This is a genomic window from Alicyclobacillus acidiphilus NBRC 100859 (assembly GCF_001544355.1).
GTDB lineage: Bacteria > Bacillota > Bacilli > Alicyclobacillales > Alicyclobacillaceae > Alicyclobacillus > Alicyclobacillus acidiphilus.
Genome location: NZ_BCQI01000038.1, coordinates 1 through 22,318, shown reverse-complemented (window position 1 = coordinate 22,318; position 22,318 = coordinate 1). Strand labels below are relative to the sequence as shown.

The window sequence follows — 22,318 nt, the reverse complement described above, 5'->3', positions numbered from 1 at the left end:
CGATCGCGTTTTAGAATGCGGTCATGATGGCAGCCAACGCGGATCGGACGCCGCGCACCATGAGATCGACAGGCATGCTCGGGACGTCCCGGTCGAGCGCTTGTTCCGCCATGTACGGAACGTGCATGAAGCCCCCGAGTGTCTTCGCCTGGGTACGATCCAGATGGTGCATGAGCCGATAGAAAATATAATTGCAGACGTACGTGCCTGCGGTGTCCGACACGCTGGCTGGGACGCCGTCGGCGCGCATGCGTTCGACCATCGACTTGATGGGCAGCCCGGAGAAGTACGCCGCAGGGCCGTCCTCTGCGATGGGCACGTCAATCAATTGTTTCCCTTCGTTGTCGGGAATTCTGGCATCGATCACGTTGATCGCCACCCGTTCAGGCGTAAGTCGGGTCCGTCTCCCAGCTTCGCCGAGGCACAGAACCACGTCTGGTTTCACGTCCTCCATGATGGCGATAAGCGTTTCCGCAGAGTTGGAAAATGCCGTCGGCAGCCCTCTGCCGACAATCTTCGCATCCTCACCAATCACGGTCCCATCCAACCTCCGAACAATCTCGTAGGAGGGGTTTGTGGTCTCGCCGTTAAACGGATCGAATCCCGTAAGCAAAATGGTTTTCAAAGTGTATCCCTCCATCGTATATCCCGAAGCTCTATCAACCAGATTGTAGCACAGCCGTCTTTACATCCGCGCCTTGGAAGACTACACTTTGACTGGCTGACCGAATTCGTCATCGGGTTCTGAGGCGTTTTCAAACGAGATGTTCATTCCATCCGCAGATGGAGGTGATTGCAGTGGACGTACACGAGCGTGTGCTGCAAGTTGCGCTGGAGTCGTTCTCGCACTTTGGCTACAAAGGGACGACGATGGAACAAGTCGCCCGTGCCGCCGGCGTAGGCAAGGGGACCGTATATTCGCTGTTCGACAGCAAGGAGAGTTTGTTTCAGGAGATTTTATCCAGGGTGATCGCGAGCATGCGCAGTGCGGTCGACGAGGTGCTGGTTCCTGGCGCGCCATTTTTCACCAACCTGGAACGAGGCATGAGGCGGGTCGTTCGGTTCCGCAAAGAGCATGAGGTGCTTGTGAAACTGGCCCTGGAAGTGCGGCAATACGGCGTCGGTCCGGCGAGAGACGGTTTGCTGCAAGTCGAACGGTCCATCGTTGGATTTCTGAAGCGATATATTGAGCAAGGTATTGCTCAAGGCGACGTCAAACCGTGCAATCCTGAATTGATTGCGTTCATCTTGCTGCGGACGTACACCGCCATGGTTACAGATTGGGAAAATTCGCACGATCCGCTGTCCGATGACGAGTTGGTCGATGTGTTTCATCTAGTTTTCGCGGGAGGTCTCGCGGCGAGTGAAGGAGGAGAGCGTCCGAATGAACGGATTGGCGACAGTGCGGAGTGAGCTTCGGTACAACTTAGGGCACGTCAAGCGATTGATTCCCATACTGGCCATCATGTTTATCCCGGTCATGTATGCAGGCACGTTCCTTTGGGCCTTTTGGAATCCGTACGGTCACTTGGATCGCCTGCCGGTCGCCGTGGTCAACGAAGATCGGGGAGCGACGTTTGATGGCAAATCGATTCATGCTGGAAGCGATTTGGAACAGAATTTGAAAACGAATCACAACCTGGGTTGGCAGTTTGTCAATCAGGCGCAAGCGAACAAGGGATTCGCGGATCATCAGTATTACATGGTCATCACGATCCCGCCGAATTTTTCGAAGGAAGCCGCAGCCGCGGCGACTGAGCCTGGCGCGCCGCAGCCGAAACTGTTGAGCAAGACGAACGACAGGTACAACTACATCGCCGGTATTATCGGGCGGAACGCGATGGTGAAGGTTCAGGAGCAGACCGCGAACGCGCTTGCGAAGACGTACGCGGCCAATCTCGTCAGTGGATTGATCCAATTGGAGACTGGGTATCATGCCGCACAGCGAGGGGCCAGCCAAGTGGCGTCTGGGGCTCAAACGCTGGCAGAGCAGAACGCGAATCTCGTCCACGGGGTGCAAGCTGTGACGAGCGGGACGACGTCGTTGGCCAATGCCGCCACGTCGGCCAAGGCGGGGGCGGATCGACTGGCGTCTGGCATTCAGTCCGCACAGCAGGCGACCCAAAAGTTAAGCGGCGGAATTGGCCAATTGAGTCAAGCGGCCGGGCAATTGGCCCAATCGACTGGCACGTTGGCGACGGGAGCTGGGCAGTTGCACCAGGGGTTGGCGTCCGCAACGACTGGTGCAGAGCAGGTTTCCTCTGGAGCGAAGTCGTTGGCGGCTGGTTTGGCAGCCATGGAGCAGCAGAATCCGCAGTTGGCGAACTCTCCGCAATTCCAGCAACTCGTGGCGGCGAGCCAACAGGTAGCCGCAGGAGCCGCGAAGGTAGCGGCGGCGGATTCCACGCTGACCAGCGGGGCGGGATCATTGTCGTCTGGCGCGCAGAAACTCCAGCAAGGCCTGGCGGTGTTTGCGTCAGATGCGGGCAAATTGCAGCAGGGTGCTCAAACTGTGGCCACCTCGGAACAGCAGTTGGTTGCCGGCGCGCAATCTCTCCAATCAGGGTTGGCGCGGCTGGCTGCAGGTGGATCGAAACTGGAGAATGGCGCAAAATCGCTTGAGAACGGCATCACGGCGTACACAGGGGGAGCCTCTAAAGTGGCTTCCGGTGCGCAGCGGCTTGCCAGCAAGATGGCGTCGGCGAATAAGCAGATCCCGGCGGTTCACAGCAGCCAGGTCGTATCGGCCATTTCCCATCCGGTTGGGTTGTCGCAGCAAACAACTGGCGGCATTGCCAACTACGGAAACGGTTTTGCGCCATACTTCCTTTCCTTGGGTCTGTACGTCGGCACGCTGCTCATGAGTATCGTGATTCAATTCCGGGACCCAGCCGAACGACCATCGTCCGGCGTCGCCTGGTTCGTCTCCAAAGCAGTCCTGCTGGGTGGCGTGGCGGTTGTTCAGTCGCTGATTGCAGACGCTGTCTTGCTGTACGGATTAGGTGTGCATACGCATAACGTCGCCGAATTCGTCTTATTCTCGGTGTTGTCGTCTCTCACGTTTGTTTCCATCATTCAGTTCTTTGTGTCGACGTTGCAGAATCCCGGGCGGTTTATCGCTGTGATCATCATGATCTTGCAACTGACGACCAGTTCAGGAACGTATCCAGTCGTATTGTCGCCGAAGTTCTTTCAGAATTTGGCACCTTATTTCCCGATGCACTACACCGTGGATGGATTCCGCTATCTGATTGGCGGTGGATCGAGTTCATTCATGGTGAGCGACGTGTGGCATATGATTGGTTATTGGCTCGCATTCCTCATCCTTACCTTTGGCTTCTTCGTCTGGTACCATCGGCGTACCTACCCATCGAACGTCGAACCCTCGGCGCCGGGATTGCAAGCTTAATCTGAAAAAGCCCTGCAGATGCAGGGCTTTTTCAATCCGAGTCAAAGTCATAAAGAGGCGTGATTGAGTCATGGATATGCAGTACGGAAGGACGTGACGGCGTGGTGGCAACTTCGAACGATTCACATCTCGACCATCCAGAGCGCGTGCAAGAGCAACAGTACGTCACTTGGGTTGTGGAGCGCATGCGTGATCGGGAGCAGCAACTGGCAAACGATTCTCGCGCTGTACGGGAAGAGGTCATCGAAATCCGGCGGAACTTTTGGGACGATGTCACCATCAACATCGGCAATACCGACGATCTCGCCGAGACACACTTCGCCATTCGCCAGCAGGCGGAAGTCTTGGCAGAGCGGGAGCGCCGCTATAGCCAAGCTTCCGCGTCGTTGACGCTGCTCCACAAGCAGATGGATTCTCCGTTCTTCGCGAGGATCGACTTTCAGGAACAGGGGCAGCACGACGTTGAACGAATTTACATTGGCATCGGTTCTTTCCGCGACGAAAAGACCGACGAATTTTTGGTCTACGATTGGCGCGCCCCAATTTCCAGCCTTTATTACGATCACGTTCCTGGGCCGGTTTCCTTCGCCGCGCCTACAGGTGCCGTTCACGGTGAGATGACACTGAAGCGGCAGTTTGTCATTCGCAGCGGCATCATCCAGGTCATGTTCGACGCGGCGCTGACGATTGGCGACGAACTGCTGATGTACGCGCTTGGCCGCCATTCCGACTCGCAGATGCGATCCATCGTCGCGACGATTCAACGCGAACAAAACCAGATCATTCGCAACGACGTCGCTCGCGTGCTGATTGTGCAAGGTGCGGCGGGAAGCGGCAAGACGTCGGCTGCGCTGCAGCGGGCCGCGTATTTGCTGTACAAACACCGAGGGAACTTGACGGCGAGCCACATGCTGTTTTTTTCACCAAATCCGATGTTCAGCTCGTTTGTGTCGACCGTCTTGCCTGAACTCGGTGAAGAGAATATCGAACAGACCACGTTCAGCGATTATCTGCTGCATCGGTTGGGCCGCGAGTTTCAGGTCGAGGACGCCTTCGATCACCTAGAACGGCTGCTTGCGGAAACCTCGGACGAATCTCATTCGGCTGCGGTGAAGGCCGTCCGTCTGAAGTCCTCCCAGGCATTCGCCGAAGCGCTTCGAGTTTACGTTTCCGACTTGCAGCGAGACGGGTTGATGTTCCTCCCAATTCGGTTCCGCGGGAAGACCATTGTCTCGCAAAAGGCGATGAGCGAGGCTTTTCGTGAGACGGCCGACCATTTGCGCTTGCCGCATCGGATCGATGCGCTGAAAAAGTGGATTCTGGAGCAGATTGACGCGTTTGTGGATCAGGAAATTCACGAAGCGTGGGTCGAGGACGAGATCGAGCTGATGGAACCGGAGGATTATCAAAAGGCGCACCGCGAGGTACTGCGTCGAGGGGCCAATCGAGAAGCCACGTTCGACGACTACGACGTCGAGCGCGAAATCCTCGCCCGCATGGTTCTGTCGCGGCATTTGAAAAAGCTGCGCGCTCGGGTAAAAAGGCTCGGGTTTGTCGATACGCGAGGAATGTATCGGCACTGGTTTGAGCGCGAGGACAAATTTGCGGCACAGTTTCCCAATGAATCAGTGGAAGATCTTCGAAGGATTTGCCGTGACACGGTCCGTCGCTTGAACGATCGCGAACTGGCCTACGAAGACGCGACGCCGTATCTGTACCTGAAAGACCTGATTCTTGGTCAGACGGTCAATACATCGGTTCGTCACTTGTTTATCGACGAAGCCCAGGATTATTCCATTCTCCAATTGGAAGTGATCCAACGCCTGTTTCCTCGGAGTCGGCTCACGATTTTGGGCGATATCAACCAATCGATTTTTGCCCATGCCCCCGGGATGTTCGAGGTCGCGGATTTCAACGCCGAACGAGAACTGATCACACTTCGGCGAAGTTACCGTTCCACAGCGGGCATTGTCCGGTTTACGCGAGGTATGACCCCAAACGGGGAAGACATCATTCCATTCGAACGCGAAGGGGATATACCGCGTGTCTTCCACGTGACTAAACAGGAGCAGATCGGTGCCATCTGTCGGGCCGTCGAGTCATTTCAGGCAAAATCGTTTGCTTCCATCGCGATCATCTGCAAGACGCAGCGCGAGACGGACGAACTGTATCAACAGTTGGACGGCCGTCTTCCGGTTCGCAGGATCGATAAGGAGACGGGCGAATTTTCAGAAGGTGTCGTGGTCATTCCGGCTTACTTGGCCAAGGGCGTGGAGTTCGACGCCGTCGTCATCGCAGATGGCTCAGAAGGCGTGTACAGACGCGAGATGGAGCGCGAGTTGTTCTATACGGCCTGCACGCGGGCCATGCACGAACTGTCCATCGTCTGTGCCGCAACGCCGAATCGCTGGATCTTGGCGCAGCCGGAAGACACGTATTCTGTCGTAAGTCTGAATGAATAGGCGACGACGTAGGGAGAGGTCGGCTTGAACATCTATCTATTCCGCCATGGCCAGACCGTGTACAACGCCGATGGCGAACGATTTTGCGGAAGTTCTGACGTCGGACTGACGGCTTTGGGCTGGCAGCAAGCCCGGCAAGCGGCAACCATGGTCCGCCATGTGAAGTTGACCAAAATGATCCACTCGGGCTTGCGCAGAGCGGCCGAAACCGCCCAAGCGATTCGCGAGGCGCAGCCGCACTTGGCCGATGCCGATGTGGAGATCCATTCGGGCTTCCGGGAAGTCGGCTTCGGAGCGTGGGAAGGGCTTACGAGGGCGGAAGTCACCCGTTCGTTTCCCGAATTGTACGCCAGGTGGCTGATCGATCCGACGAAGGCGCCGATTCCTGGCGGCGACGACTTGTACGAAAGGCAGCGGGAGGCGATGGCGGCTGTTGAGCGAACCCGAGGACGCGGAGATCGCCATCGTTGCCCACAACACGCTCAATCGGTTGTTGCTCATGGGACTGTTGGGCGGAGAAGCGCGGGACTATCGGCGCATTGTGCAGGATAACGCGTGTATGAACGTGATCGAATACACGGAGATGAACGGCGTCCGAATCCACGCCATCAACCGCGTCTTCACGTCATAGAATATTGGGTTGTGTGTGGTAAGATACTGAGGGAGATTCGTAGAGGTTACAGAAGTCTAGGAGGGACAAACAGATGATTCAATTATCGTTGGATCGCGTTCGATCCTGGTTTACGGAAGAGCACCAAAAGCGTCTTGCTCCGCTGGCCGAGTTTGCCTACGGAGAACTTCAAAACGCGCAGAAAGACGCGTTCGGCAAAGGCTGGATGAGCTGGCCGGTCGACAATCACGATCAACTGTTCAGCGACATCGACAAGATTGCCGCAGACTTCCGATCCAAGTCCGACGTCACCGTGGTGATTGGCATCGGCGGTTCGTATTTGGGCGCCCGCTCCGTCCTGTCGATGGTCCACCCGGCGTTCACATCCGCGGATCATCAGGTCATTTTTGCAGGACAACAGCTCAGCCCTACATATCACGCGCATTTGTTGAAATATCTCGACAGCCACGAGGTCACAGTCGTCGTTGTCTCGAAATCGGGAACGACGCTTGAGCCGTCTGCTGTGTTCCATACGTTCCGCGACTATGTGGAAAAGCGGTACGGCCAAGCGGAAGCGGCGTCGCGGATCTGCGCGATCACGGACGCAAACAAAGGCAGCTTGCGAGGGTTCGCCGACGAAAAGGGATATTCGACGCTACCGATTCCGGATGATATCGGCGGGCGTTATTCCGTGTTGTCCGCGGTTGGCTTGCTGCCCATGGCGTTGTCGGGTGTCGACTACCGCAAGGTGATGAAGGGCGCCGCCAACATTCGAGAGTCGTTCGCCAAACTGGCGGTAACGGAGAACCCGGCCGTCACGTACGCTTTGGCTCGGCATGTTTTGTATCAACAAGGATTTGCCGCTGAAGCTTTGGTCACCTATGAACCGCGTGTGGCTGATTTTGCTGGTTGGTGGCAGCAGTTGTTTGGCGAGAGCCAGGGCAAGGACGGCATCGGTCTGTACCCGACGATGCTGCAATATACGACAGATCTGCACTCCATGGGCCAATACGTGCAAGACGCGCGCAAGATTCTCGTCGAAACGGTACTGGATGTGTTCATCGACGACGCACCTGAGCTCAAGGTGCCAGTCGGTCTGGATGAAAAGAACAAGTACCTCGAAAATGTGTCGTACGCGAAGCTTCAGCAAGTCGCTGTCGAGTCGGTCATGATTGCGCACAGCGAGGCAGGGGTTCCGAACATGCGCATAGAAGCTAAGGGCGACGCGGAAACGCTGTACGGCGAGCTTGTCTACTTCTTTGAAGTGGCATGCGCGTTTGGCGGGTATTTGATGGGCATCAACCCGTTCGATCAACCAGGCGTCGAGGCGTACAAGAGTGAGATGAAAGCTCGTCTGCAATAAAGCGGCGGGAGAAAAAGGGGCAACGGGATGAACGGTCAGTTAGCACTAGGCATCGACATTGGCGGTACGAACGTCAAAATTGCGCTTGTCAACGGCAACGGGGACGTGATCGCGCGGGAGTCGGTGCCTACAGCGCCCGAACGCGGGCCTGAGGTATTGTGTAAGTCCGTCGCGGAAACGGCCAAAAGCATGGCCCAATCGGCTGGTGTTGCATGGGATGACGTCCAGGGCGCCGGGGTTGGCATCGCGGCTTTCTTGGACGTCGAACGCGGCTGGGTTGAAGAGTCTGTCAATTTGCACTGGTTTGACGTGCCGCTCGGCGAGTTGTTCACCAAAGAACTCGGCAAACCAGTACGTGTCGACAATGACGCCAACGTGGCCGCCTTGGGCGAAGTTTGGCTTGGGGCGGGCCAAAACGCCAACACGGCACTGTGTGTGACGTTGGGCACGGGCGTTGGCGGAGGCATTGTTATTGGGGGTCGAATTCATCGCGGCGTGTCAACCATGGCAGGCGAGATTGGCCACATCATGGTTAAAAACGACGGAGAATTGTGCAACTGCGGTCATCACGGTTGCCTCGAGACCTTGTCCTCGGCTACGGCCCTGGTCCGTCATGGAAAGGCCGCGGGCTTGTCTGGCGCCAATGGCGACCTGGACTCCAAGGACATCTTCGATATGGCTGCCGCAGGCAACGAAACGGCTCAAGCCGTGATCGACGAGATGATTCATTGGTTGGCCGTTGGCTTGTCGATTGGTGCCAATCTGCTGAACCCGGATGTCATCGTCATTGCAGGCGGCGTCGTAAACGCGGGGGACGCTTTGATTGAACCGCTTCGGGCGGCGTTTGCCAAAGAAGCGCTGCTCCGTGTATCGCGCGTATGCAAAATCGTGCCGGCGACATTGGGATCGCAGGCCGGCGTGCTCGGAGCGGCGCGATTGGTGTTACAGGAGATCCAGACCATTTAAATGGGGCGTTTCGTAAAGCGTTTCGCGAGGCGTTTTGCTTGAGGCGGGATCATGTTTCAGGCGGGTGTATATCACCCGCCTGAACGTTTGCGGAGCCTTGGCGCGATGTCAATATGAACGCGGCTGTCGGCGTGTTTAATGGATATATTCTTTCACGCGATGGTAGACGTCTTCAGGAGACAAGCCATCCGCTGAAATAACCGGTACGTTGTTGACGACAGTCTGAATGCCCATCAGGTTCTTATCTGCCCCTGTGATCACAACAGCGCAAACACCGGGCTGCTGTTTTCCTTCAGTCGCCATTTCAATCACTTGGCATCCTTGACTCTCAAGATACTGTTTGACCGGGGTCAGGCCCTGTTCCACCGCCACTGACTTCATCGTCATCCCTCCAGTGTATGCTCGTACGCCGTGTAGTGTTTCTCGCCGACCGCGAAATATGCAGTCAAATCTTTGTCGATTTGAATCCAGCCAGCGGATTTGAATCCAGCCATCTATCGAGGTAATCTGGGAAAGACGAAAATAGGAGGGTTCATATGGCGACGTTTCACATGGTTTACGGCGTTCTTCTTATCATATTCGCCTTGATTGTCACGGGCTGGGAAGTTGCCTCGAAAACAGGCGTTCCAAGAATGCTTCGCGGCATCACCGTCGGACTGTTCGACTTGCAGATTATCTTTGGAATCATCACGTGGATCATCAGGACGCCGAGTATCCGTTTCATTGGGCATCCAATCCTCATGATCGTGGGGATCGCCATCTTGCACATCTTTACCTCGTTGTCTCGTACAAAGTCACGACGTGTGACCGGCTGGGTTGTTGCCGATATTCTGTTTATCGTTGGAGCTTCCATTTACCACAGTTAAGTTCCACAGCGATCTTCGAAGGGCCAGGGTGGATCTTTCCGGCAATCCGCCTGTATCTCGTGGCAAGGACTCGTGGCAAAGACCACCCGTCCTAGCAACACTCTCCAAGGACAAAAGCGCGTTTCGTATGTACAATGTAAGCTGAATAAAGAGTCGATGTGTCGGCTGCTCGAGGAGCATTGTATGCATGATCGATCTTTTACAAGTCCAAGTGAGGCACCCTGGCATCGCCTTGACGGAGAAGGAACAGAAGCTGGTTGAGTGTCTGGTGTTGCGAATTTGCGCGCATCATCTTTACCGTCGGCTCGGACGACCGTTCAAAATCCGGCGAGCCAACGTCGACTCGATACATCTCCTCGTCAACCAAGTCGTTTTCGTAGAAGATGGCATACAATTAGACGAGATAGATCAACTTATGAAAGATATGACCACCGACATCCGAACGACATTGGAACTGTGCGACGTTTCTTCGGAGGATATCGTATTGACCGCGAAGGCCTGACCGGTTCAGCCACGCTGACTCCGTCCTCATGGTGAGCGCTCATGCCGGAGAACCCATGTCGGTGCGCGAGTGTGTGGCTTGCATCGGCAAGGTTGCGTTTGGGCTGCGCATTTGCCGCCTGTCCGTTCTGCTCGCGTTCGTTTTGTTTCGCGATTCGATCCATAGTACAATAGGACGCGATTGGAGGTATCGAGATGAAGCTGCATATTTCTCTGTTCCAATTGCCTGATGGCATGTATGTTGCAACATGCGCTGAAATTCCCATGTGCCAAGTGCTTCGCCAAAATAAGGGCCACGCGATCCAGGATGTGAAGAAGCTGGTCGCTAAGTTCTTGGCTGAACGCCAAGCCGAAAATCGGCCATTCGAGCCCGAATTGCGGGAATTTGAGATCGAGGTTCCAATTTCCAATTGACAAGATGCCATCGCTTTTGTTATATTTCTATACGTTCGCTTCATGCAACGGGTCATTAGCTCAATTGGTAGAGCATCCGACTCTTAATCGGCAGGTTGAAGGTTCGAGTCCTTCATGACCCACCAAAGTTTTTGCCGCGGGGTGGAGCAGTTGGCAGCTCGTCGGGCTCATAACCCGAAGGTCGCAGGTTCAAGTCCTGCCCCCGCAACCATGTGGAGCCGTGGTGTAGAGGCCTAACATGCCTGCCTGTCACGCAGGAGATCGCGGGTTCGAATCCCGTCGGCTCCGCCAAAATAAAAGGTCCCTCGCAGAGGGGCCTTTTATTTTGCTCAAAGGATGGGTTGGCCGCTAGGGCACTTACGACAGTTATGCGCATGGTTCCGTGTGCTGAAGTACATAGACGAGCAAAATCACCAGCGCAATTGCGGAAAAACCGGCGCTGATCGAGTGCGCATATTCCCAGTGATTACGGTACATCGTCCAGTTCGCCGGTAGGGTTGCCGGAGTCCATAACGCGATTTTTGCGTTAATCGGTCGGTTCCCGAACCAATAGGACAAAAGCGTTCCGAGGAAACACAATGCCGCTGTCAGCACTTGGACGATGTCTTTTCGATTCCGTAAAACGAAAATAAGGGTGCCAACGGTCACAATAAATCCAGTCATTTCAGAGATTGCGCCCACGATGGCGAACCCGCCGTAGAAAGTGTGCTGCACCGTGAGAAACTCTCCACCACGAAGTTGTCTTTGACCCGGTATTTCAAGAACATGTGTGAGCGTTAATCCGAGTGTTAACGCTGCGCATACGATGCTGATAAATGCGGGTACCTTTGGAAATCTGGTTTGTTCACGTGAAGTGTCGCTGACAAGCAAGCCTTTCATACGAATCACCTTTCCTATCTACGGATCGACGCCTGTTTGACCAGCCAAGCCAGTAAAGTGGCAACTGCCGGGAGAGGAAATCTTGCATGTGGCTGAACAAGGGCTGCCTTCGCCTCTGATTTCGGATCTGATGCTTCTCGATCTCTCTGGGGAGAACGTTTGCCGGCAAGTGCGGGCTCGTTCTTCAATTCCGGATCGCGTGGGCATTATCTTACGTCGTGCTCAAAACGGCCAACCACGAGTTGACAGAGCAGCTTCTCGAAGTGGGGATTTCGCATGGGAGAAATCTCGCTACCGTGATTCCAAGGCAGTCTGAACCAGAGCTTTGATCAACGGATGAACGATATGCCTGAACGCCGATCGCTCCGGTTGAAAGAGAGTGCCAATGAAGAAACGGTTGGTGGGAAGCTCCATGATCCGGACTTCATGGCTTGTATCTACGCCAGCGATCCTCATTTCGCTGCTCAAACATGGAGCGAAATGTTGGGTTCAAGCCATAGTTACAAATCCCGTACTGTTCGACAATCTCGTTTTGCCCATAAATGCTGGCAACCGTCGAGCCAGGAGTCAGGATGAATGTGTGATTCTGCTCACTCAAGAAGCAGGTCAGCGGAGCCACAAGCGCCGATGACGCGGTTGGATTCGTCTCCGCGTGATCAGCATCTCGCAATCCTAGAACGTTTCTCGCGTACTCGATCATCATATGCTGAAACCCACCGCACGTCCCGAGAAGTGGCACATCGTGCTCCCTCGCGAATTGAACTCCATGGAGCGCACCTTCCATACTTGCATACGGACTCGCAGGTACTAGCCAAAGTGCCTTGTAATTCTTTAGCGTTTGTTCGAAACCATTTTCGATAGAAGGAGTAGGTATCCACTCATAGTGAACCTGTGATGCTAGTTCGTCTGCGGCAAGTTGAATAGCTTGAGGAATTGCAACATGGGCTTTGACCTCTGGGTCAAAATCGCCGATAAGACCAATTGCAGGCACTATAACCACCCTCCCCTTTGATGCATTAACAACGTGAGAGTGTACGCTACGTGTTTTGTCCGTGTCAAGAAAATTCTGTCACTTGCGTTGTGGATATTCGGCTGACAACCGAGGCCGAGGGAGTGGAGGGATCTGCCGGAGTTGCTGGAGTTGCTGGAGTTGCTGGAGTTGCTGGAGTTGCCGGAGTTGCCGGAGCCATCGGAGCCATCGGAGCCATCGGAGCCGAATAAGCGTCCCTGGGCCGCTTAAACGTGTCGAATCGTCTAAAATGCGACGAATAAGGGGGGCACAGACGCTTATTTGCCTGAAACCGTGCCATTTTGGGGCGCCGGAGGCAAATAAACGTCCTTGAGCCGCCTATTTTCCTTCGATCCGGCCATGTCTCCGAAATAAGCGTCTCAGGGCCGCCTATTTGCCGGGTGCGTTGGCCAGGCATCGCGTTGGCCAGCCGTCGCGATCGCGCCGCCCGCCCCCATCGCGATCGCGCCACTAATTGCGAGCGGCCAGCCGGACGATTTCAGCCGCGGAGCCATCGGAGCCGAATAAGCGTCCCTGGGCCGCTTAAACGTGTCGAATCGTCTGAAATGCGACGAATAAGGGGGGCACAGACGCTTATTTGCCTGAAACCGTGCCATTTTGGGGCGCCGGAGGCAAATAAGCGTCCTTGAGCCGCCTATTTTCCTTCGATCCGGCGATGTCTCCGAAATAAGCGTCTCAGGGCCGCCTATTTGCCAGGCATCGCGTTGGCCAGGCATCGCGTTGGCCAGGCATCGCGTTGGCCAGCCGTCGCGATCGCGCCGCCCGCCCCCGTCCCGCGCACAATCCGGGCGAATGTCCTTTGCATCCCTCTGTGGGCTACATACCCTATATCGAACCACATCACCACAGAGGAGGATGCTTCATGTACGGTGTATTTGGCGGATATACGCGTTGGGCAGTTGTGTTCCTTATCATCTTCGTGCTGTTCTTCTTGTTCGTACCCGCGGTTCCCGCTGCAGCTACCAGCTGCTGACCGAAACGGCGACAGCGGGCGGGCCCGAGCGAGGGCCTGCCCTGCCGGATTCGGCTGTCCCCCGATCACGTTGGCCGCTTAGCGGCCATGATCCCCGAAGTTCGGAATCTTCCTTCAGCCTGGGCCCACGAGATCGCGCACGGCATCGATGGCGTGTGGATGACCCATCAGTTGGATGGTGTCGTATTGCTGCAAGCGGGTGTAGCCGCGCGGCACGATTCGTTCGTCCCCTCTGAGAATCGAGACAAACAGGATATCGTCTGGCAGCGGCAGATGGCGCATTCGTTTGTCGATCACGTCGCGCCTCACGACTTCAACTTGCGCCATGTCCCATCCGTCCGGCAGTGTGCTGCGGTCAATCACGATCGTCGGCGGCGCGTGTTCATGCGAGATCGGCCTTTGCTCTGAGCGCATCATGCGCGCGAAGACGGCTGGTGACAGGAAACTGGTGAGCACTGCGACGAGCGTCAGTCCGTTTGCCATGCCAGCTGAAATGAGGTGCGCCTCCACGCCGATTTGGGACGCGGCGATCACGAGACTCAAGCGGGCGCTGAGCAGGACGCCGCCGGCGATTCGCTTGCGCAACGGGAACGATGGATACGTGAACAGCCCGGGAATGATCTTGTTGGCGTACATCGTGAATAGACAAACGATGAGCGCGGTGTAGAAAGCGACGCCGGTGCCGAGTGTGCCAAATGAAAATTGCATGCCGACGTGGACGAAGAAGATCGGCAGCAGGAAGCCATAGCCAACGGAGTTGAGTTTGGCGGACAGCGCCGAATGGCGGTGATCGAGCAGGGACACGATCGCGCCCGCCAAGAAGGCGCCGATGATGGTTTCGACTCCGAGAATGGTCGACAAGACGACAAAGACCAGTATCAATGCGATGGACGCGCGCATGCCAAGTTCACTGGTGGCGTTTTCGACGACTCGGAGAAACGGCACACGCTTCGCGAGCTTCAGTGCTCGATAAAGGAAGACGAAGCAGGCAATCAGCACCATGATGAGGAGAAAGGACAAGGCGTTGCCTGTGGCGTGAATGGCCACGTAGGCGCTGAACAGCACCAGCGTCAGCATGTCTGCCAGAAGTGCGAACACGAGCGTGCGCTGACCGAACGCGGAGCCAAGCCAACCGTTGCCTTTGAGGGCCGGTGTGACGATGCCTACCGAGGTCGTGCTCAACAACAGGGTGATCACTGCCATGTCGTGAATGACGTGGAGCCATTTCAAGATGAAACTGACGGCGAACGACACGAGCAGTGTGACAGCGAAAAACAGCAGCCCTTGCAGCCACGCGGGTCGTTCCTTGTCCGACGGGCGTTCAAACAGAAGGTCGAAATCCAGTTCGAGGCCCGAGAGAAACATCAGATAGGAAAACGCGAAGTTGGCAAGAAAGTTGACTGTGGGAGTTGTTTCAATGAAGTGGAGCCCGTGCGGCCCAATCGCGAAGCCTAGTGCGATTTCAATCACGATAGCGGGCAGCATTCCGCGGAATAGGCGGATGGAGAGCCAAGGGCTGACAAACGCGATCAACGCCACGACCAACAGCGGGATGTAGGTTTGTGTCATCAGATCCCTCCATGACATGCTGCGGATGTTGGGATGGATAGGAGGACGCGTCAGTCGCGTCCTCCACTATGGCTATGTTGTCAGTTGCGGGATTAGGCTTGTTGAAAGGAAGGATCGGCGTACGGATGGGCGACCCAGCCAGCGGGATCGATGAAGAGGCGAATGGCGACGACCTTCCGCTCATCCGTCAAGGTAAAGAAGTGCGGATTGCCTTCGGGAACGGAGATCACGTCGCCAGGCGACAGCACGACGTCGAAGTATCCTTCCTCGCCTTTGATGACGAAGATGCCGCTGCCTGCCGCGATAACGCGCACTTCATCCTCTGTATGCGTATGGACCTGTTCGAACTTCTTGAGCAGTTCTTCCAAATTCGGCGTCGAGTCGGACAGTGAAATGACGTCCCACTTCACATAGCCTCGCTTCGCGCTCAGATCTTGAATGTCCTTTTCAAACGCCTTGAGAATTTGATCCTTCTCTTCGTCGCTCAGGTTGAACTTCTCACGCAGGTGCGAGGGCAGTTGGTTGACATCCCAGTGATCATAATAGACTTCGTTCTTGGTCAGGAAGGAACGAACGTCTTGTTCTCCGGAAATTTCTTGACCTGTATTTCGGACACGGATAACGGCCATCGACACAGCCTCCTTTATGAGGTACCGCTCGCTAGAGCTTTACGGATATCTTAAGATGTTACCCGAACTTTGTCTATGAAACAAAGATGTGGGATCCATGGCGATCGCCGAACAAGGTGCACTTGTCCACAGAATGAGGATTTTCATCCACAGGAAATTGTGGATAACCTTCATGGCGCCCTATCGAGTTTGCTTGTGTATAATGGCGAGTGAAGCGTCGTATGTCGGTTTGCGGATGGTTGGCTGGCTGTGGATAAGTGTGTTCGCAACGTACGATCGCAGCCTTTGACATACATACGAAGAGCGTTTTGCCAGAGGAGATTTGCCAGAGGAGTGACGTGTAGTGAATGAAGTGATTGCCACGTATCGAGTCCGTGAAAAGCGGGACAAGCTGGAGAGTCGTGCGCAGGGGATCGCCATCGGGTTGACGATTGGAACCTGGACAGAGCTGCCGGCGTCGCGGTTGGATCAGGTTCGAAGGCATTGCGGCCGCGTGGTCGGCATAGAGGTTCTCTCCGAGGAAAGCGACGGACAGGTGATTGCCCATCTGACGATTGGCTATCCCACCAGCAATTTCGACGGCACGTTCGCGTCGTTGCTGACCACGGTGTTCGGCAAGCTATCGATGGACGGCGAGATTCGTCTCGTTGGCTTGGAGATCCCTGAGTCGTTGGCCAAGCTCTACCCTGGCCCGAAATTTGGCGTCGCTGGCTGCCGCCACCGCTTTGGCGTGTATGGTCGCCCGCTTGTCATGAGCATCTTCAAGGCCTGCATCGGGCTCACGCTGGATGAGTTGGTCGAACAGTTCGAGGCGCAGGCCTCCGGCGGGATCGATCTCGTCAAGGACGACGAAATTTTCTTCACCGACGCCTACGCGTCGCCGGAGGAGCGAGTGCAGGCCTACCGCAGCGCGGCTCAGCGAGTCGCGGAGACGACAGGCCGCGAAACGGCGTATGCCGTGAATTTGACGGGGCCCGTCCACCGACTGAAGGATCGCGCGCGCAAACTGTCCGAGCTTGGCGCAGGTGCTCTGCTCGTCAACGCGATTGCCTACGGTTACGACGTGTTGGCCGATCTCGCAGCCGATCCCGAGATTCAAACGCCGATTCTCGCGCATCCCGCGGTCTCAGGCGCCCTGTACGGTTCCGCGACGCACGGCGTCTCTGGCGACATCGTGCTGGGGCAGCTCATGCACCTGGCCGGCGCGGATATGGTGATTTTTCCGTCGATGTACGGCTCGGTGACCTTGGGCGCGGCGGAGACGGAGAAGCTGTTGAATCATCTGCGCGATGACTCGGTTTTCGCTCCGTCCCTGCCAGCTCCTTCCGCCGGCATCTATCCAGGGCTTGTGAAGCGGCTGATCCGAGATTTTGGCGACGACCTGATCTTGAACGCCGGCGGCGGTATTCATGGGCATCCGAACGGTCCAGCCCAGGGCGGCAAGGCGTTTTTGGAAGCAATTGAAGCGGTGCAGTCCGGCGTCGAGCTGATTGCGTACGCACAGGATCACGACGCGCTTCGAGGCGCCATCGCAACGTGGGGCGTGAAGGAATGATGGTGCAGGTTGTCTGCGACTTTGACGGAACCATTTCGGAGCGGGACATGATATCCGCAATTATGGAAGCGTTTGTCCCTGACGAGAGCCGCCCGATCATCGCCGCCGTCCAGTCTGGCGCCTTGTCGGTTCGCGACGGGGTTGAGGCGATGTTCGCCCTCATCCCTTCGCACCGCTATCGCGATATCGTCGACTTCGCGCAGCGGCACACCGTGATCCGCGAAGGTTTTCCACAGTTTATCCACACCTGTGGACAACTTGGGTGGAAAATCGCTGTCGTCAGTGGAGGATTCGACTTTTTTGTCGATCCGGTTATCCACAGCGTATCCACAGATATCGCCGTGTATCGAAATCGAATCGACGCGTCTGGTCCGGTTTTGCGCGTGGAATGGGGACTTCCGTGCGATGGCGACTGCGAAGGAGGCTGTGGATTATGCAAGCCGAGCGTCATTCGTCAACTGTGCGGTGGGGGAGAGGCCGTCGTGGCCATTGGCGACGGTGTGACCGACTTTAAAGTGGCGCGCATGGCCGACTACGTGTTCGCCCGATCTCGCCTGCTTGACATGGTACAGGAAGAGGGCATTCCCCACGCGGAATTCCACACGTTCCACGACATTGTAGATGCGATGACAGACAAGGAGGCTCCAGTCCATGCCTACGTTTGAAGAGCAACGCCAAGAAGTGATTCACCTCGCGCAATTCTGCGCCGCGAAAGGATGGCTGCCTGCGACGAGCGGCAATTTGTCGACTTTGGTCTCCCGCGGGGGTGAGGCGCTTCAAATCGCCATCACCCGCAGTGGTGCGGACAAGCAGCAGCTGTCGCCGGACGACGTCCTGCTCATCGATGAACACATGCACGTATTGAACAGCGAACAATATCGCCCATCCGCAGAGACGAGCGTTCACGTCGAACTCTATCAGAAGCTTGAAGATTGCGGCTGCATTCTGCACGTCCACACCATCTACAACAATCTGATCAGCGAATTGTACGGCGACGGCGGCGGTGTGGATGTCAACGGCCACGAGTTGTTGAAAGCCTTGGGTCATTGGGAAGAAGATGCGAGCATTCGAATCCCCATTGTGCCAAATTGGGCGGATTTAGGAAGGTTAGGGCGCGCCGTTGGCGAAGTAGCACAGAAGGATGTGCCGCTCGTGCTCGTCCGCAACCACGGCATTTACGCGTGGGGTGATTCTCCTGCCGCGGCCCGGCGTCATTTGGAGGCGGCGGAGTTCTTATTTGAATACCTGTATCGTTTGCGCAGCGCGTAAGCGGCCAGGAACGCCAGCTCTGGCAATTGGCAAAGGGAGGCAAGGTTGATGTCACAAATCGAACGCCGAGTCGCTCGGGGCATTTCCATCGTGATCGGCGTGATTGCACTGGCAGTCTTCGTGCACGTGTTTCTCGATACACTGTTCCAGTACAAGCTCCACCAAGCCCTTGGTTACGGATCGACCTATCGCAAAATGATGGTCTTTCAACTCCTCACTCGCTACATCGGCGGCGTGATCGTCGCCTTGCTCGCCTACTTCCAGCTTCGCTTGTTTCGAAATCTCGTGCCAAGCATGGTGCTGAGGGTTGTCACGATTGTCGTTTGCTTCGTCGCCTACTGGATTGGCTATTCGTTGTTTCAGTTGGATCCAACGACGTGGTTCACGGCCTTCCACCATCGGCAGATTGGCCGCACGGATCCGATTCTGCACTTGGATCTGTCCTTCTACGTCTATTCCCTGCCGGTGCTGAACGCGGCCATCGCCCGTTTGCTCTTCCTGTACATCGCTTCCCTGGTGATTCATATCATCTACCTAGGGTTGCTGTTTGCCCTGCAGTTGAGGATCACGCGCGGTGAACCACTGACGGATCGAATCGCGCGAGTCGCCCGGCGAACCTTGGTTATGGCTGGTGTCCTCTTCGTCATGTTCGCGGCCCTCGCGTGGATTCAGCGATACGACGCCGTTCTCGCCCCAGGCAATGGCCAGTTTGTATCCGGTCCCGACTTTGTCACGGTCCGACTCGGCATCGATATCTTCCGAGTGATCCACGTTGTGTTCCTGCTGCTCGTGGCGGTGAGCCTGTTCTGGCTCGCGCTGCGACCTGGCATGCTGTATCGCGTCACCGATGGATTCATCCATTTTCGACGCAACGCTTTGACGCGGCCAGCCCAGGCGTTCGCGGGCTACGTTGGTTCCTTGGTGCTCACCGGGATTGTGACTGCGCTTGTCAACAGCCTGTACGTGCATCCGAATCAGAACACCGTCGAACTGCCGTATATCAAGGACAGTATTGACGCGACCCGTTGGGCGATGGGGATCTCTTCCGTCAAGACGATGCCCTTTCAAGGCACGAGTACCTTGACAGACGCCCAACTGCAGCGAGATCAAAACGCCATTCAGAACGTTCGCATCAACGACCAAAGCCAGACCTTGGCGGTCTACAATCAGTTGCAGAGCTTCAAGAGCTACTTTCAGTTTCAGAATGTCAGTGTGGATCGCTACGGCAAGCAGGAGGTCTACGTCTCCGCCCGCCAGATGGATCAGTCCCAATTGCCTGTACCCACCTGGATCAACAAGACCTTGGTGTACACGCACGGCTACGGCGTCGCCATCAGTCCCGTGAACCAGGTCGACGCCAACGGACTGCCGGATCTGATTGCGGGAAACACCCCGCAACAGACCAAGCCGCCCGTGCCGCCGTTGAAACAGCCGCAGATTTACTTTGGCACGATGGACAACGACGTGATCGCGCCATCCAAACAACCGGAGTTTGATTATCCGACCGGGTCCGCCGACGCCACGTCGCACTATAAAGGCGGCGAAGGACTGCCGATTCGGGGCAACCGGCTCCTCCTCGCCATCGAGGAAGGCAGCCTCAAGTTCTATACGTCGGATCAATTCACGAGCAAGTCGGAGTTTTTGTTTGATCGCAGCATCTACAAGCGCGTGGAGGATATCGCGCCATTCCTGACGTATGACCAGGACGCGTTCCCGTTTGTCGATCCGGCGACGGGTCACGTCATGTGGATGCTCGACGCATACACAGAGTCTGACAACATCCCGTACGGCGACACCTTCATGGGCACGCGGTACGTGCGCAACTCGGTGAAAGTCGTCATGGATGCGTACACGGGCAAGACGACGTTTTATGTCGTCAATCCGTCCGATCCGCTGATTCAAACGTACATGTCCATTTACCCGAACTTGTTTACGACGAACATTCCGTCGGATATTCGCGCGCACTTCCGCTATCCGCAGGATCTGTTCACCGCCCAGGCACAGGCGTTCACGCGCTACCATATGACGAATCCCAGCGCGTTCTACAATCAGGAAGACCTGTGGAGCTTGGCGCAGCAAATTTACAATCAGAACGAGACGGAAACGCGCGCGCCCGTCTATCAAATGATTCGCATGCCCGGTACGACATCGCCCGCCTTCGTCCTGAGCGAGCTGTACACGCCGGTGAACAAGCAGAACCTGAACGGCTGGCTCGTCGCCGACAACGGCCCCCAGCATTACGGAGAATTGCGTTTGTACGAGTTCCCGCAGTCGCAACTCGTCTTTGGGCCGATGCAGGTGGAGAATCAGATTGACGCGAATCCGTCGATTTCGCAAGAACTTTCCCTGTGGAATCAACAAGGCAGCCATGTCGTCCGCGGCAATCTGCTGCTTGTGCCCATCGGCGACGCGCTGGTTTACGTCGAGCCGATTTACCTGGTGGCGAGCCGGGAAAATTCGCTGCCGCAACTGCAATTGGTGATTGTCGATTTCAACCAGAAGGTATACAGCGGCGCCACGCTCGCCCAAGCGCTCGAAAATGTCGTCGATGGCATGACGGTGGACACAGGGCAGGGCCTGACTGCGACGGGATCGACCGGTACAAGCGGCTCCGGCATTCTGTCGCAAGGCGGCGGGACAAACGCCCCGAATCCGTCCGGCACTGGACAGGGCGCATCGCCAAGCGCGAACGGCCAAGGCGGTTCGGCAAGCGCGCTCGCTCAACAAGCGAAGGCGCTGCTGCAGCAATATCAGACCGATACCGCGAATGGGAACTTCACCAAGGCTGGGCAAGACCTGAGCCAGTTGGGCACGATCCTCAACCAACTCGCCAAGGCCAATGCGAAGTAGACGATCAACGCATCCACGAAAGGGAGAGATTTGGGCGGTACGCGTGCGGCGCAACCGCCCTCTCGTTTTAGGAGGGAAACCAAGGGGGAGGGTATCGTGCTCCAACGCCTAAGGGCAGGGTTATTGGGATTCATTTGGATAGTGATTCCGACGATCACGTGGGCGCGCGGTGGACACGGCGAAGGCGAGGGATTGGGCCGCGGTGGTGTCTTCGGACGTTCTGGCGGCGTACATCCTCCGGGTACAGGAACCAGCATTCCTGCGCCTTTGGCGATTTTCATCATCTGCGTCGGAATTGGGATCGCCATTGTCGTGAAAATCATGCGCAACAAGGACGATTGAAGCGGGCTGGCAGGGTGCAGCAGCGTTCAGGAAGTGATCGACGGCATCTGAAAAACCTGTTATAATTTCCTGAGATTGCATGAAGGGGTTGTCGAGACGAGATGAGAGGAATCTTGAAGGCTTTGGTGCCAATCGCGGTGCTGCCATTCGCATTTGCTTCGACTGTCATGGCGCAGACTGCCGTAACGCCGAAACAGGTCATTCAGAACACGGATACAGAAACGTACCAACAGCAAACGGTTATCGAGAAGGAAACCATCAGCTACCAAGGCCAGACGCTTCATGTCGCGTCGACCACCACGGACCAACTCGAGTTGACGAAGCAGGGTGTCGTCGAGATCGAAAAAGAAGTGACGAACGGCAAAGCGACACAAATGTATGTCGCGAACAACAAGGTGTACGAAAACACCGGTACGGGCTGGTCCATGATTGGCAAGTTCAATGGCAACTACTTGAACGAGATCGTCGCCTCCCAGTCGGCCGAATATCAGAACGCTACGTCAAAAGCAATCAAAGGCGGGCACGAATTTCGGGGGAACCCGACTCCGGCTGTGCTGCAAGCCTCCGTCACCGGTGTGCTGTCGGGACTTGGCCTCAGTCAGCAGCAGTCGCTCTCAGATATATTTCAAAA

The 22,318-nt window shown here is 56.1% G+C and carries 20 protein-coding genes, 3 tRNA genes and 1 pseudogene; 18 read left to right on the top strand and 6 right to left on the bottom strand.

Annotated elements, in window-relative coordinates:
- Positions 1–10: 10 nt before the first annotated feature.
- On the bottom strand, positions 11–625 hold the full coding sequence (pcp, locus tag AAC01S_RS12875; protein ID WP_245630213.1) for a pyroglutamyl-peptidase I: 615 nt from the start codon (positions 623–625) through the stop codon (positions 11–13).
- Positions 626–798: 173 nt separating this feature from the next.
- Between pcp and AAC01S_RS12870 the strand changes: the two genes are divergently transcribed.
- From AAC01S_RS12870 to AAC01S_RS12845, 6 genes and pseudogenes are all read left to right on the top strand, one after another.
- Entirely contained in the window at positions 799–1,413 is a 615-nt protein-coding gene (locus AAC01S_RS12870) for a TetR/AcrR family transcriptional regulator (protein ID WP_245630212.1), read from the top strand.
- Entirely contained in the window at positions 1,385–3,409 is a 2,025-nt protein-coding gene (locus AAC01S_RS12865) for a YhgE/Pip domain-containing protein (protein WP_067622942.1), read from the top strand. Before AAC01S_RS12870 ends, AAC01S_RS12865 begins: the two co-directional genes overlap by 29 nt.
- 101 nt (positions 3,410–3,510) lie before the next feature.
- Positions 3,511–5,871: an RNA polymerase recycling motor HelD gene (helD, locus tag AAC01S_RS12860; protein WP_281178132.1), complete on the top strand. Its 2,361-nt coding sequence runs from the start codon at positions 3,511–3,513 to the stop codon at positions 5,869–5,871.
- A gap of 57 nt (positions 5,872–5,928) precedes the next feature.
- Positions 5,929–6,502: pseudogene (locus AAC01S_RS19970) on the top strand (histidine phosphatase family protein).
- Between the two features lie 73 nt (positions 6,503–6,575).
- Entirely contained in the window at positions 6,576–7,844 is a 1,269-nt protein-coding gene (locus AAC01S_RS12850; protein ID WP_067622939.1) for a glucose-6-phosphate isomerase, read from the top strand.
- A gap of 27 nt (positions 7,845–7,871) precedes the next feature.
- Positions 7,872–8,810 (top strand): ROK family protein, encoded by a 939-nt coding sequence (locus tag AAC01S_RS12845; RefSeq protein WP_067622937.1) that lies wholly within the window; start codon positions 7,872–7,874, stop codon positions 8,808–8,810.
- Between the two features lie 135 nt (positions 8,811–8,945).
- Here the strand turns inward: AAC01S_RS12845 and AAC01S_RS12840 are convergent, their stop codons facing one another.
- Complete coding sequence (locus AAC01S_RS12840) at positions 8,946–9,191, bottom strand: YkuS family protein (protein ID WP_067622934.1); 246 nt, start codon at positions 9,189–9,191, stop codon at positions 8,946–8,948.
- Positions 9,192–9,346: 155 nt separating this feature from the next.
- On the opposite strand from AAC01S_RS12840, the gene AAC01S_RS12835 reads away from it, so the two are divergent.
- The 6 genes from AAC01S_RS12835 to AAC01S_RS12810 all read left to right on the top strand — a co-directional run bounded on the left by AAC01S_RS12835 (position 9,347) and on the right by AAC01S_RS12810 (position 10,882).
- The gene (locus AAC01S_RS12835; RefSeq protein WP_067622931.1) at positions 9,347–9,676 is read left to right on the top strand and encodes a hypothetical protein; all 330 of its coding nucleotides are present in this window, start codon (positions 9,347–9,349) and stop codon (positions 9,674–9,676) included.
- Between the two features lie 187 nt (positions 9,677–9,863).
- Positions 9,864–10,178 (top strand): hypothetical protein, encoded by a 315-nt coding sequence (locus tag AAC01S_RS12830; RefSeq protein ID WP_067622928.1) that lies wholly within the window; start codon positions 9,864–9,866, stop codon positions 10,176–10,178.
- Between the two features lie 194 nt (positions 10,179–10,372).
- Positions 10,373–10,591 carry a hypothetical protein gene (locus tag AAC01S_RS12825; RefSeq protein ID WP_067622925.1) on the top strand — a complete coding sequence of 73 codons (219 nt, stop codon included), beginning with the start codon at positions 10,373–10,375 and terminating at the stop codon, positions 10,589–10,591.
- Between the two features lie 49 nt (positions 10,592–10,640).
- A tRNA-Lys gene (locus AAC01S_RS12820) sits at positions 10,641–10,716 on the top strand.
- Positions 10,717–10,726: 10 nt separating this feature from the next.
- Positions 10,727–10,802, top strand: a tRNA-Met gene (locus AAC01S_RS12815).
- Between the two features lie 3 nt (positions 10,803–10,805).
- Positions 10,806–10,882: transfer RNA gene (locus AAC01S_RS12810), tRNA-Asp, on the top strand.
- 75 nt (positions 10,883–10,957) lie between these two features.
- Here the strand turns inward: AAC01S_RS12810 and AAC01S_RS12805 are convergent.
- From AAC01S_RS12805 to mtnD, 4 genes are all read right to left on the bottom strand, one after another.
- The gene (locus tag AAC01S_RS12805; RefSeq protein WP_157071167.1) at positions 10,958–11,470 is read right to left on the bottom strand and encodes a hypothetical protein; all 513 of its coding nucleotides are present in this window, start codon (positions 11,468–11,470) and stop codon (positions 10,958–10,960) included.
- Positions 11,471–11,894: 424 nt separating this feature from the next.
- Positions 11,895–12,461, bottom strand: a complete 567-nt coding sequence (locus AAC01S_RS12800) for a glutamine amidotransferase-related protein (RefSeq protein ID WP_245630210.1) — start codon at positions 12,459–12,461, stop codon at positions 11,895–11,897.
- 1,126 nt (positions 12,462–13,587) lie between these two features.
- Complete coding sequence (locus tag AAC01S_RS12795; protein ID WP_067622919.1) at positions 13,588–15,042, bottom strand: cation:proton antiporter; 1,455 nt, start codon at positions 15,040–15,042, stop codon at positions 13,588–13,590.
- A gap of 92 nt (positions 15,043–15,134) precedes the next feature.
- Positions 15,135–15,671, bottom strand: coding sequence for an acireductone dioxygenase (gene mtnD, locus AAC01S_RS12790; protein WP_067622917.1), 537 nt, complete (start codon positions 15,669–15,671; stop codon positions 15,135–15,137).
- A 352-nt stretch (positions 15,672–16,023) separates the two neighbouring features.
- Here mtnD and AAC01S_RS12780 point away from each other — a divergent pair, with 352 nt between their 5' ends.
- The 6 genes from AAC01S_RS12780 to AAC01S_RS12755 all read left to right on the top strand — a co-directional run.
- Entirely contained in the window at positions 16,024–17,226 is a 1,203-nt protein-coding gene (locus AAC01S_RS12780; RefSeq protein WP_370670830.1) for a 2,3-diketo-5-methylthiopentyl-1-phosphate enolase, read from the top strand.
- The gene (locus AAC01S_RS12775) at positions 17,223–17,891 is read left to right on the top strand and encodes an MtnX-like HAD-IB family phosphatase (RefSeq protein ID WP_067622909.1); all 669 of its coding nucleotides are present in this window, start codon (positions 17,223–17,225) and stop codon (positions 17,889–17,891) included. The genes AAC01S_RS12780 and AAC01S_RS12775 overlap by 4 nt, the downstream gene beginning before the upstream one ends.
- On the top strand, positions 17,878–18,495 hold the full coding sequence (mtnB, locus tag AAC01S_RS12770) for a methylthioribulose 1-phosphate dehydratase (RefSeq protein WP_067622900.1): 618 nt from the start codon (positions 17,878–17,880) through the stop codon (positions 18,493–18,495). Before AAC01S_RS12775 ends, mtnB begins: the two co-directional genes overlap by 14 nt.
- Positions 18,496–18,543: 48 nt before the next feature.
- Complete coding sequence (locus AAC01S_RS12765) at positions 18,544–21,345, top strand: UPF0182 family protein (protein ID WP_067622897.1); 2,802 nt, start codon at positions 18,544–18,546, stop codon at positions 21,343–21,345.
- A 96-nt stretch (positions 21,346–21,441) separates the two neighbouring features.
- On the top strand, positions 21,442–21,687 hold the full coding sequence (locus AAC01S_RS12760) for a hypothetical protein (protein ID WP_157071165.1): 246 nt from the start codon (positions 21,442–21,444) through the stop codon (positions 21,685–21,687).
- Between the two features lie 101 nt (positions 21,688–21,788).
- Positions 21,789–22,318, top strand: a 530-nt coding sequence (locus AAC01S_RS12755; protein WP_157071164.1) for a hypothetical protein, incomplete at its 3' end; no start/stop codon positions are given.